Below are 13,132 nucleotides of genomic sequence, written 5' to 3' on the forward strand. Positions count from 1 at the left end.
ACTGTGCATCTTACTTACATCTTTTTAGTTCCCCAGCAATTTGAACAAATATACTTGAAAGGGTGATCTCTCATCCAACTCTAGCCTGAATCATGTGAAAACCAGAATTACTAAAAAGCATTTTACATAAACTTCTTGGCAGGCTTAAAAATTTTTTTCCACCAATTCTCTTGCTTCTTTTGTTCGAGCTCTTTTATTTTCCTTTGTGCATATTCTAATTGAGTGCGTAAGTTATTTCTTTCTTCTTGAGTACTTATAATTCTTTCACTTAATTTACTGCATTTACTTTGTAGTAAACTGTTCTCTTCACTATACATTGATAATTTTTGCTTAGTATTTGAAATCTCATTTAAAAGTATATTATTTTGTTTCTTGAGCTTGTAGTATTCAGACTCAGGATCTGATAACAATTGTCCATATATTTTGTTCTCGTACATCCTTCTAATCTCACCTAACTTTTTCTCCAGAAGTCTCTCGTTTTCATATATTTTTGATAAATCAAGATAGTCAGGGATTTTAACTTCAACAACTGGAATTCCATGTTTCTCCAATGCTGAGCTTTTCTCTCTTCCTGTCTTGTGACTATCATAAATTTCGATTGCAAGTACACCCATCCACTTATCTAAATAGTTAGTTGGGTGAGATTTTTCAAATTCAACAAATATATCTACCTGAAATATTCCATTATCAGTATTAAATCTAAATTCTAAGTTTGACTCTCTCACATGAATTATTATTGGTTTATTATTTATCACAAAATTTAATACTTTTATTTCTGCGATTATTTCTTTTACGTATTGATGTGTAATTCCCTCTCCCCCATCGGGGTCTTCGGGATCAGCATTCTTGTATTGAAAAAACGGATTCACTTTATTACCTCGTCCATTAACGTGAATCATTTCTCTAATATTTTCTTGGTTGTAATGAGTACTGTAATATGTTCTACCTTTATATTCTTTTGGGTTGCTTTTCTTGAAGTGATATATCTCCCATGCCGTTACTAAATCTGCACGACTTCTATTCTCTCTTTTTGTATAAGCACGTACCTTCATTACATCACCTATTCAAACAATTTATCTAGAACGTGTCTGAAAACTCATTATTGAGTTAGTTTGAAGATGGACGCTACATAAATAAACGCAAGGAATGACTTGGCTAACTTGTCGTAACGAGTAGCCACTCGTCGAAAGTGTTTAATTTTAGTCCATATCCGTAAGTTCTCTTCGACTCTATACGCACTATAATTGTACCACAAAATTGGAAAACATTGTTGTATGTGGTCGCACAAAAAATCCCCTAGTGCCCATCTATAGAGGGATAAACATACTTCAATAGTATTCCTCCCCACCAATCCAACAGTTTCTATAACCCTCGCCAACACCTCGATTTTTCGCCGTCACTTGTGATACGGCTCCCCCCGATTAATCTTCACCGCCCGGTAAACCTGCTCCACCAGCACCAGCCGCATGAGCTGGTGGGGCAGCGTCATGCGGCCGAAGCTCATGCGCTGCTGGGCGCGGCGCATCACCTCATCGGAGAGCCCATGGCTGCCTCCGATGACGAAGACGACATGGCTCGTCCCGTAGGTACCGAGCCGGTCGATCTCGGCGGCAAGCTCCTCGGAGCTCCAGAGCTTGCCGTCGATCGCGAGCGCAATGACATGCGCCTCGCTCTTAATCTGCGCGAGGATGCGCTCGCCCTCGCGCTGCTTCACCTGAATAACCTCTGCGTCGCTGAGGTTATCAGGGGCCTTCTCATCCGCTACCTCAATCATCTGGAACTTGAGGTAGGGCGTTAACCGCTTGGCATATTCCGCGATGCCGAGCGTCAGATACTTTTCCTTCAATTTGCCTACGCTTATCAGTTGAATTAACATAATTCCTCCATCGGTCTGATCTTGTCATATCCCTGTATTTTATCACATCCCTGCCCATAACATGCCCTGCTTAGAAGACATTCCCCGCACACCCTGTACCCGACAAAAGAAGAGCCACCCTTCACGGATGGCCCTAAGATACTTCAGATAGCCTGTAATTTACTGCTTAGACATATCAACAATCAGCTGCTGTGTAATCTTACGGTCTTTCATATTGGTGAAATCCAGGCGAAGCGACTGCGGTTTATTCAAGAAGAAATAGCTCTCTGACACGATTTTCATCTCATGGTCTGCATAGGTATAGACAGAAGCTCCCTCTTGCGATTTATAATCACCGGTTCCGTTCTTGACCAATAGCGATGGATTGTATTCCATATAGAAGGTCTCCATAAACTCTCTGTTTTTAAACAAAGCTTCGTCTGAGGATAGTGTGGTTACTGTCGTGAACGGTGTCAATTCCAGCTTTACTTTAATCTTATGCCCTGCCACATCAATGGTTTCCTCCGGCATCAGTGTCCGGGTCTCCTGCTTCCAGACCTTGGGATTGATATCAAAAGCCACCTTCAGCACAGGGCTATACTTCACGTTGGACTTGAGCGCATCATACTTCTTCAGCAGTTCAGGACTGTAGCTGAACGATGAGGTCTGGTCCGGGTCGTCCGCATGGGCCTTTTCGGCGGCAGCGAGCATTTCAGCATCCAGCGCCTTTAACTGATTCAGCTCAATGGCGGTTAAGGTGCCTAGCTGAAATTGCGCGGCTACTTTTTTGGGCGGCGTGGTCAATGGACTGCTTAACGGGATTTTAGCAATTCCATATAGAATATGATCTTTCTTTGCCGGACTTGCGCCTATGACTAGAGCATCATTGAATTTCTTGCCACTGATGACCTTGCCTGTAATCGCATCGGACAATTGGAGACTATGACCCTTTGACGGCATGAACACGAATGCTCTCTTACTGTCGGCTTGGGCTGTAAAAAGGATGATCAGCTCATATTTGTCTGCGATAAAACCGTTTACCGTCAACTGGTAACCGTCTTTTTTGACGACTGTGTTCAGCGGCTGCACCAGATTGTGTTTGATGGCATACTCAACCTGTCGATAACCCTGAATCTCGGGATTTACAAAGGGGGCAAGCGCTGCTGACGGTTTCGCCGCGGTTGCCGAGGCGGCCAAAGCTTGACCTGTCACGGCAAAAGGGCTAAGCACCAGCGCTGCGGTTGTCATGACTGCGACGATGGCGGTAGATAGCCGGTTCCTGGAGGACCGCCGTTTATTTGGTGCCGACCCTTGCTTTTGTTCCTGTTTAGGCTGCATCTGCGCCGTATGTGAGATCCCCAGTTCATTCCACTTCATTCTAAACATTGTTGCACTCTCCTTCAATACAAGTTGGTTGTTTCATCCAGATCAGCTCTGATCCTGTCCGGGGACATCAAAGGTCATCTGGTATGTATGCTCAAGATCCTTTATTCCAGCAGGTTTTGCCGGACTCTTCATGAAATCCAGCCGCAGAGATTGCAGCGTATCCAACAAATAATAGCTTTCTGTAAACATCTTCATTTCATAGTCTGTAAACGTAATTGATGAAGTGCCTGGCTGCTGCCTATAGTCTCCCGTTCCAGTCTTGCTCCACCACAGGAATGGAGAACCGTACTTCTCATGGAATGATTTAATAAATTCCTTATTCTTAAACAAAGGTTCATCTGAATAAAAAGTGGCTATGGTTGTTAAGGGTGTCAATTGTAATTTCACTCTGATCTTGTGTCCCGCTACATTAAGCGTTTCTGGCGATGTGATTGTATGCGTCTCTTGCTTCCAGTAATTTGCCCTCACATCAAAGGTTGTCTGGAGTGCCGGAGACTCCTGCATGTTGGACTCGTTGGCTGCCAGTGTGCGCAAATGGAACTCCACCTTAATCTTTGAGGGCAGGTCCGTCAAAGGAGTCGCGAACTTAAGTCTGGCAACCGCATCTTTAATATGCGGCTCCGGGCTGCTGCTGCTGACCAGCGCGTGGGTCCGGCCGTTAATCACCTTGCCGGTAATACCATCCGTAATGATGCATTCTACAAAACGAGGATCACTGGAGAATAGTGACCTACCGCCGTCCACTTTCGCAGTATAGAAGAGAATCAATTGATTCTTGTCTGCCATGAAGCCTGTCACTGTGACCTGGTAACCATCTTGCTCAATCTCCACATTCATCGGCACCAGAAGATTATGCCTGATGGCATACTCCGTCTGTTGTTCATCTATGCTCGTTAACGGCACCAGAGTCTCCCCTTGCTCCGTTGCCGGTTCTGCACGTTCCTCTCCCGGGACACTTTCAGCAAGCGTGCCAGCGGGATTGGCCTTAGTACCCGTGGCAGCAGATTTAACAGGCTCCCTAGAGGCACCCGTAAGCGTCACGATGCTAAGCAGGGCGACCAGAATTACAGCTGCTGCGGAGATGCGGTAGGAGCCTTTTTTGAAGGATTGAATCATACTGATTCTTCTTCTGATCTGTTGCCGCTGCTGCGGGTTAGAGAAATAAAGATGCCCCCTCCGCTCCCGGACTCGTGAGAAGCGCTTCAGGAACTCTACCAGAGTAAGCCCGTAATCGATGGCCTCCTCTTCTCCCAACACCTCCAGCACATAGGCGTCGCACGCAACCTCCCGATCGATCTTCATCCGCCGGATCGCCAGCCACATCAGGGGATTGAACCAATGTATCGTTGCGGCTAGGCTCCCTAGCAAGTTCCATAGCATATCCTGCCGCTTGCAGTGGGCAAGCTCATGCGCGAGGATATGCCTCAGCCGGGAAGCATCCAGCTCCCGCAGAGCTTGCTCCGGGACAAAGATCCATGGACGCATTAATCCTGATAGATATGGGTTGTTAGCAGAACCTCCGGTATAGATAGGTATCGCTCTCCTGATTCCAAACTGGCGTCTGGTAGCAAGAACCACCTTAAGAATCTCTGGAGCACTCACCCGTCTAAGCCGTCTGCGTTCACGGTGCATCCGCCGGATATACAGGAGTCCATTCAACAGCATAAACGCAGCGCCCAGTAACCAGATCACGGTGCCTATCTTCATCCAGAGCGGATAGCCTGCGGCTTGCGTAGAGCTGCGGTTAACGGCTGCCGCTCCATCCTCCTGCCGGGCTGTGTCTGTCTGCCCCTGTACATTCAGAGCGGTGTTATTAGCCGGATATGTAACCTTATCTCCCCCTCCCGGCGGAAGCTCCTGATACTCACCCTGAGAAGCCCCGATGTCCGGCCCCTTGTCCAGGATAGTTGTTAACAAATGCTTACTATTGCCGAGAATATGCAACATGCTGACAGGGCTGTCCGGTACAGCAGGCAATAACAGTCGGGCGATAACAAGCAGCCACAGGAGGTAACGCACCCGGGCGTTGATGAATCGCCGCAGAACATATTGAATGAACAACACAGCCAGAATCACCATGCTTGCCGCCAGTGTCTGTTCTGCGATACCGGCAAACCATCCGTAGACCATATTCATTCCTGCTTACCTGAGTTGCCGCTGGTACCCTGCGACTTCTTCTCCCTCAGCAGCTGTTCGAGTTGTTCAATCTCCTGCTTGGACAGCTCGACATCCTCCAGGAAGCTGGTCACCATTAACTGGGTAGCCCCGCCAAATACGCGCTTCAGGAAGGAGCGGCTCTCGGCCCGGACACACTCATTCTCTGACACCAGCGGATAATAGAGATAGCTCCGGCCGGATTTCTCATACGCTATCGCGTTCTTCTTAAGCAGCCGGGTGACGAAGGTGCGCACCGTCTGCTCGCTCCATTCCACAGATGCAGGCAGGAGCCGGGTGATTTGTTCCGAGGTCAGCGGATGATGCTCCCAGATAATCTTCATAATTTCCCATTCAGCTTCCGAAATCTTCGGCGTTATACTCATCATAACAGCTCCATTCCATCGCGGCGTCTTACAATCTACAAGTGTAAATACAAGCTCTGTTCTATACATTACACTTGTAGATTGAATTTGTCAAATATGCCCACATTGTGACGATTGAACGCGAAACGGCACCCAAAGTGGCTAAGTGGCCGTAACCATAGCAAAAAGCACAAGCCAGCGGCTTGTACTTCCTGCTTTCTGTCCATAAGAATTCTTACTTACAGCCTACCTCTCACTCACTTGCAGTTAACAACCCCGCTGCCTACAAGCCCGCAATCAAAGCCTTAACCGAGCTGTCGCTCTCCAGCGCGCGGATAATCACGGCCACCGCTTCGGCGCGGGTAGCCTGACTCTTTGGCGCGAATGCTGAAGCAGAGATGCCCTTCACCAGATTAGCCGAAGCGGCCTGGCGGATGGCGTCAGCTGCCCAGTAGCTGCTGCTGACATCGGTGAAGCTCGCCGGGGTGCCAGTCTGAAGCGCACCGAGATTCAGCACACGGCCGATAATCGTGACCATCTCAGCTCGGGTAATGGTCGCCCCTGGCTTGAAGCTGCCGTCTGCGTAGCCGGTTACGATGCCTTTATCGGCCAATGCACCGATATAGCCAGCCGCCCAATTGGAGGCAGTATCCCCAAATTTAGAGGCAGCAGAAGTGGTACCCAGCCCGAAGGAACGGGCGATCATCGCTGCGAATTCAGCTCTGGTCACCGGTGCGTCCGGACGGAAGGAGCCGTCCGCATAGCCGCTGATGATCTGCAGCTTCACGGCTGTAGCGATGGTGCTGCTGCCCCAGTGGCCTGCGCTATCCTTGAAGCTGATGCTCTCATTCTTCGAAGCCGCAATAGCTTCAGTCACGGTCTTGTATACTGTCTCGCGGCTCACCACTCCGGATTGGAACGGATCAACTCCACCCTGTGGCTGTTTCTCTGGCTCAGTAGGAGTGCTGCCGTTCCCTGGTGTTGTGCCGGTGGTCCCTGGTACCGTTCCGGTATTTGCAGCCGGAGTACCCGGCGTTCCGCCCGGATTGCCGCCGCCAGTTCCGCCGCTTGTCGTATCTGTAATACTAAGCGCAATCTGATCGCTCAGGTAGACGACCTGGGCGTTATATTTGCTTGGCAATCCTTCAACCTGCACGGAAGCAAACTGCCCGCTGCGCTGGCTGACGCCATGCGTAATGAGCGGAATCAGGCCGCTGCCTGGAACGTAGCTGTTCGCGAAGTTCACCTTCAGCTTCCCGTCAGCCTTCACCGCGCCCTTAACCTCAAGGATATCGTTTGCTCCAGTAAGGCCCAGTACAAGCGTACCTTCGGAGGCCTGGGTGAAGCTGCCGCCGATCACCATTTTACCGTAGACGTTCTCAACTACAGAACCGCCGGTATTCGTCACATTCCCTTTGCCGAAGGCTGTTGCCGAGTCTCCTTCCAGAACACCCGCGTTCACTTCAGTACCACCGGAATACGTGTTGCTGCCCGCCAGCTTAAGCGTGCCTGTACCCTCCTTGGTCAGTCCGCCCGTCCCGGAGATATCATTGCGCCAGCGGTCTGCGGCGTGGAAGCCGCCTTTCGCAGCGTCCATAGCTACCGTTACATGCTCAGCAAATGCACCGTACCCGTCGGCAGCGGCGAACAGGTTCAATCGTCCCCAGCCTTCGGGATCATCCAACAGTGGATAACCGGATGGAAGTGCAGTTGTTACGAGAACTGCTCTACGCTGGTCCGCACTCAGGTAAGGCAGGCGGGTCTCCAGCAAGACCTCTGCTCCCTTAGGAGCAACAGCAGGCTCAGTCGTGGAGTGAATCTGCGGGAAGCCGTAGGTCAGCCGCTGGGTATACTGGGCCTTATTCTTCGCATAATCCGTGAACCGGTCTTCTGCGGTACCCGTCTGTGTGAGCAGCACTTCATGAGCCTGAGTATAGGCCGCCTGCTTCAATGCCGCATTATCCGGGTCATTCAGCGCTCCCGCTGCGAAGGCCATGGCCGTCACCCGTCCGCCCATAACATCCAGCGGCGAGTGCATCCCGGCGACAACCCGGTTGTTGCCCATCTCCGAGGCCCGGGTCATCAGCTCCTGGAAGCGTTCCGGTACGGAATATGCCAGCGCCAGGGCGGCAAGATAAGAAGCGTTGGTATGTCCGCTCGGGAAGCCGCCGTCTGTGGCAGGCGTACTGCTTCTCGCCGGCACCAGCGTCGGCACGATAACGGAGGTATCCTTCCAGCGGAATGGACGCATGTAGCTGTAGAATTTCTTGGCCTGGCTAGTAGAAGCATAATCGCCGCGGACTTTTCCGACCAGGTCTACCATTTTACCAAGCTGGGAATTGGAATCACCCGCCTTGTTACTGTCATTGCCATCATTGTATTTCACGGAAGTCGCATCATCTGGGATGCTGTTAATGGTCGTGTAAGTTCCTGACATCGAACGGTACAACTCAGACAAAGGTCCAAGGCCGTCAGCCGCTCCATAAGTCTGGTTCCGCCGGTCATCGTAATACGCTGCCTCCTCCTCTGCCGGAGTACGGGTCTTAGACAGATCCGCCACATATTGAATGTTGTAATCCAGCACACTGCTGTTCAGCTTCGTCCCGGTATCCCAAGTGGCGCCAGGTGTCCAGAGATCCAGGAAGCCGGAGAGAACTCCGATCGAGGGGTTGGAATACACCGCCATATTCACAGGTGTGTTATTCTTATAAGTATCTACGAAATGTCCCCAAGCCGGAGCAGCTGGCAGCTCAGTTAATGAATTACCCGTGGCCGCCTCTGCAGGATGTACCGCGATAGAATTCGTGAGGAGTACCAGACCTGCCGTAACAGACAACAGCTTTCTTTTCGACTTCAAGTTCAATGTGTCAGCCCCTATCTTGTTATTTTGATTGCCTGAATCGGACTCAATATAGCACCTGCCTCCACCGCCGCTCAATAACACAATTTCGCAATTCTATGATTTTGGGAACAATTCAGCTTTTTTCCGGCCATTTTACATGGATTTAACATGAATCCCGAACAGATTGGTGAGGGGCTAGTGTATAATCCGCCTGGGAGGAGAATACATCTTGCGAAAATGGAACTCTGCCTTTGCCGCCCTTGCCGCTTCATACATCTCTGTTGTGTTAGTCATTGTCCTCTTACTCTGCTCTGCCTTCTATCTGTATTTCTCGAATCATTATAAGGAAGAGCTTCAGGGCCGCAACCGGCTCATCCTTGACAATACCGCCCGTACCCTTGAAGCCTCCGTGCTTCAGCGGGTGCAGCAGATCTATCTGGAAGTCTCACTGAACCAGCGGGCTGCGCTCCGTATGCTGCCAGATGCTTCACTTCCAGCGAATCTCAGCAAGGTAAGCAGTCTCCAGGAGTCGCTGAACATGCAGGTATCCAATCATTCGGACCTGATACAAGCCGTACATCTATATGCTCCCAGGCAGCATCTCCTGCTGTCCTCGCTGTATGGGCTGAAATTCCGTGCGGATCAGCAGGCGGGTGCCGCCTACTGGATGGATTGGGTGAACGGCATGAACCTTAATTCCCGTAACAGCCTCTGGACGGAGGCCCGGTTCGTGCCGGATGATATCGTCTCCAGCATCCCCGGCGGCAGCGGCAGCCAGCTGATCACCTATGTGCACAGCTATCCGTTCCAGTCCCCCGGGGCAGCCAGTGAGCTGCTGATTGCCATTGATCTGAAGGAGAGCGCGCTGCGCGCCATTCTGCAGAATATGATGCCTGCCCGCTATCAGAGTAGCTTCATTGCTACGCCCACCGGGGGAATCTTGGCCGGCTCGAGTCCGGATGCTGCCGCTCAGGCCGATACCTATGCGGCCAGTATCTCGAATGCGCTAGCCTCTCCTGAGACATCCGGGAACATGAGCCAGGAGATCGGAGGCAGCACCTACGTGATCTCCTATCAGGACCTGCCGACCACCGGGTGGAAGCTCTTCAGTGCGGCTCCGGCGAACCTGTTCTATGAGAAATGGCTCGTTGTCCAGAGGGTCATTCTTTCCTTGTGTCTGCTTGCTATATTGGTAGGAATCTGTCTGTCCGGCATTCTGGCCAAATTGAACTACAGTCCGCTTAAGCGGCTGCTTCGCACTATTAAGGACCTCTACGGCCCGGGGCCTGAGGTGCCAGGAGTGCGGGGACAAGCCCTTAACGAATTCGGAATTATTGATTCCGCCTTCAACCGTCTGAACAACAAAGTGACCACACTGGAGGGGACGCTTGAGGCCAGCAGTCCGCATATCCGGCAGAACATGATCCTGAATCTCCTTCAGGACAGCCCTGCCCCAGGCAGCGTAACCGTAGATCCGCAATTCCTGGGACTCTCTCCGGAGCACCGTCATTACTGCTGCCTGCTCCTCAACACCCGTGGAGCCTACGCCCGCATGAGTCTAAGCGGCTTGCAGGCAGCCATGAGCGGGATGACCGGGACGCTTGAGACGATCCGGCTTCACGGAATCCGCATTCTGGCCGAGGAGCTGCCGGACAAGCAGACGGTTGTCATTATCAGCGCGCGCGAAGCCTCCGGGACGCTGCTCGAACAGCTCTCGGACCGGATTACAGCAGCGGCGGAGCAGCATTTCCAGCTGAATATTCAGCTCTCGCAGGGCAGCTGGGTGGATGCCATCAGCCTTCTCCACACAAGCTACGCTGAAGCGCAGACCTTAATGAAATATGCTTATTTTCTGCCGGAGAGCAGGGTCTTGAAGGAGCGGGAGCTGCTGAAGAAGGAGCAGAGTCTTGACGAAATCCCGCAGCCGGTGCTGATGAGATTCAAGGATAAGCTGCAGACGCGTCAGCTGGATGAGACTCTGGCCGCGCTGGAGCAGCTGATAGCCGTCATGCGGGAAGGCAGCTACCCGGCGGATTATTGCCACTTCGTGCTGGCGAACACCGTATTTATGTACTCGGATTATCTGAAAAGCATCCGCTACACCCCTTCCGCCCACGGGCCTCTGGATCTGTATAACGAATATATTGCCCTGCCGGATATCCGGCATTTGCAGGAGTGGTTCGCCGCCTCCATCGGCACCTTCATTATGGAGACGCAGAAGCGGAACAGTGACCGTGCACTCTCGACCATTGAAGCGGCCAAGGCCTATATCGGGGAGCATCTGTCCGAGGATCTATCGCTGGATGCCGTATCTGCCAAGGTCTTCATCAGTCCCAAGTATCTAAGCAAGCTGTTCAAGGAAGAGCTGGGGATCACCTACACCGACTATATCACCGGCATACGGATGGAAGAGGCCCGGCGGCTGATTGAGAACAACAACATGTCGATCGAACAGATTGCCGGTACGGTCGGTTATGGAACGACTCCCTACTTCATCAAGCGCTTCAAGGAGATCTATGGCTGTACGCCGGGCAATTATTTGCGAACCGTGAATACACTGCCGCCGCAGGCGGAGATTAGCCTGGGATAAGGAGGGTGCCTTATGTATATGTATAAAAGAATAATGCTCTTGCCCCTCCTGGGGCTGATCTGCGGCTGCAGCGGGCAGCCAGCTTCCCTCTCGTCTGCGCCTGGACAAGAGCTGCTGGATCCATCCGTTTCCGCTTCTGATTCTGCTGATTCTGTTGTTCCCGCTTCCTCTGCCCCGAAGCTCAAAATCTCCTGGACCATGCATCAGAATCTGCCGGTTGCGGAGGATGCCATAATGGTGCGGGAGCTGGAGCAAAAGTTCAAAGTAGATCTGGAATTCTGGAATCTGCCGAATAACAAATATGAATCCCTGCTCGACCAGAGGCTGGTGCAAGGCAGCATTCCCGACCTGTTCCGGGTCCGGCAGACCCAGGATCTGCTGAAGTACCAGCAGCAAGGCGTGCTCGCCCCTATTCCTGAGGAACTGCTGAACACCTACGCTCCCAATATTCTTAAGGCCATCCGCGAGAATGCACCCGCCTATCAGCAATATGGCCGCATTAACGGGTCCTATTATGGCATTCCGGTCATTAATCCTACCAACATCTATCGGGTCCCAGTGGTCTACCGGCAGGATTGGCTGGACAAGCTAGGCCTTAAGGTGCCGGATACCTTGGCCGATTTCGAGAAATTCATCTATGCGGCTACGAACGAAGACCCCGACGGCAACGGTATCCGGGACACCTACGGCTTGTCACAGGAGGGCATGAATGTTGTCTTCGGCGCGTTCGGGCAGATGGTCTTCACGGATCAGCTCTACTTCAGCCGGAAGGATCAGGGACTGGTTATTGGCGCTCTGGAGCCGGATATGCAGGAAGCGCTGCGTTATCTCCGCAAATGGTACAAGGACGGGGTCATTGATCCCGAGTTCATCACCGGGGAGAATAGCGGAGGCTACAAGCATCTGTCGCACGCCTTCATTAACGGACGGATCGGCATGACCTCCATGGGCAATTATTATCACTGGACACAGGCAGGCGATTATACAGACTGGAGACTGGATGACCAGAAGGCAGCCAGGCTGGTTCCGGTAGAAGCAATGTTTAACGTCAAGGAGTTAACCGCGAAGCATCCGCAGGCCAAGATCGCTTTCGGGCGGCCGGTTAGCGGTCCGGACGGCAGACGCGGCTCCAAGGCCTACGATATGCTGATGAGCTTCACCGCCATTGGCGCGGATGCCGCCCGGGAGCCGGGCAAGCTGGAGAAGATCCTTCAGCTGCTGGACTACGTCAGCGCAAATCCTGACCCCGATGAGGCGGCATCTCTGCAGTATGGTATTCAGGGGACACACTGGGACTGGGCCGGAACGGACAAGAAGGATATCATCCTGCTGCCGCCGTATAACCATAAGTTCAGCTACCAGAATACGATCGGCGCGGGGATCGGCATGACCCTGCCTATCCTTCCTGCCGGACGGAGCGAACAATGGGCGGCAACCCTGGGGCTGGATCACGACGGCATCTATAATGCCTTGGAGGTGGCTACGCCCTCTCTGATCAGGAACAGCGCTGGGCTAATTAACCTAAGAGACCAGGCGTATATTGCCTTCATCACCGGGGAGCGTCCGCTTGAGGAATTCGGGGAGTTCGTGGAGGAGTTCCTGGCGGCGGGCGGAGCGGAGGTACTTGCGGAAGCAAATGAGTCCTATAAGAAGCTTGATCCATAACAAAATCACCCTTATAGGTGAATGAGATTGCCTGCGCGCCAGCACAATGTATGCTGTTTTTGATATACATTCGGGCTATGCGACTGCAAGTCAGCACAATGTATGCTGTTTTTGATATACATTCGGGCTATGCGACTGCGAGTCAGCACAATGTATGCTGTTTTTGATATACATTCGGGCTATGTGACTGCGAGTCAGATGGCGTAAAGTAAGTTGTGTACCAAGATTTGGAGCCTAGTCAGGCACCAAAAAAGTAGGGTATCCTCGGGATTGCG

General features: G+C 51.8%; 8 protein-coding genes. 2 read left to right on the forward strand and 6 right to left on the reverse strand.

The window, feature by feature from the left end:
• Positions 1–122: 122 nt before the first annotated feature.
• The 6 genes from C173_RS05375 to C173_RS05400 form a co-directional block, all read right to left on the reverse strand.
• Positions 123–1,052 (reverse strand): hypothetical protein, encoded by a 930-nt coding sequence (locus tag C173_RS05375; RefSeq protein WP_036723044.1) that lies wholly within the window; start codon positions 1,050–1,052, stop codon positions 123–125.
• Positions 1,053–1,396: 344 nt separating this feature from the next.
• Positions 1,397–1,876: a 23S rRNA (pseudouridine(1915)-N(3))-methyltransferase RlmH gene (gene rlmH, locus C173_RS05380; protein ID WP_036723045.1), complete on the reverse strand. Its 480-nt coding sequence runs from the start codon at positions 1,874–1,876 to the stop codon at positions 1,397–1,399.
• A 159-nt stretch (positions 1,877–2,035) separates the two neighbouring features.
• Positions 2,036–3,241, reverse strand: coding sequence for a DUF4179 domain-containing protein (locus C173_RS05385; protein WP_036723046.1), 1,206 nt, complete (start codon positions 3,239–3,241; stop codon positions 2,036–2,038).
• A 42-nt stretch (positions 3,242–3,283) separates the two neighbouring features.
• Positions 3,284–5,377: a M56 family metallopeptidase gene (locus tag C173_RS05390; protein ID WP_081751020.1), complete on the reverse strand. Its 2,094-nt coding sequence runs from the start codon at positions 5,375–5,377 to the stop codon at positions 3,284–3,286.
• On the reverse strand, positions 5,374–5,781 hold the full coding sequence (locus C173_RS05395; protein WP_036723049.1) for a BlaI/MecI/CopY family transcriptional regulator: 408 nt from the start codon (positions 5,779–5,781) through the stop codon (positions 5,374–5,376). Before C173_RS05395 ends, C173_RS05390 begins: the two co-directional genes overlap by 4 nt.
• Before the next feature lie 262 nt (positions 5,782–6,043).
• Entirely contained in the window at positions 6,044–8,623 is a 2,580-nt protein-coding gene (locus C173_RS05400; RefSeq protein WP_063830879.1) for an S-layer homology domain-containing protein, read from the reverse strand.
• Positions 8,624–8,831: 208 nt separating this feature from the next.
• Between C173_RS05400 and C173_RS05405 the strand changes: the two genes are divergently transcribed.
• Positions 8,832–11,192, forward strand: coding sequence for an AraC family transcriptional regulator (locus C173_RS05405; RefSeq protein WP_036723050.1), 2,361 nt, complete (start codon positions 8,832–8,834; stop codon positions 11,190–11,192).
• Positions 11,193–11,210: 18 nt separating this feature from the next.
• Complete coding sequence (locus tag C173_RS05410; protein WP_081751024.1) at positions 11,211–12,857, forward strand: extracellular solute-binding protein; 1,647 nt, start codon at positions 11,211–11,213, stop codon at positions 12,855–12,857.
• The last annotated feature ends 275 nt before the right edge of the window (positions 12,858–13,132 follow it).

Origin of the sequence: Paenibacillus sp. FSL R7-277, from assembly GCF_000517965.1 — a bacterium.
Taxonomy (GTDB): Bacteria; Bacillota; Bacilli; order Paenibacillales; family Paenibacillaceae; genus Paenibacillus_AQ; species Paenibacillus_AQ silagei.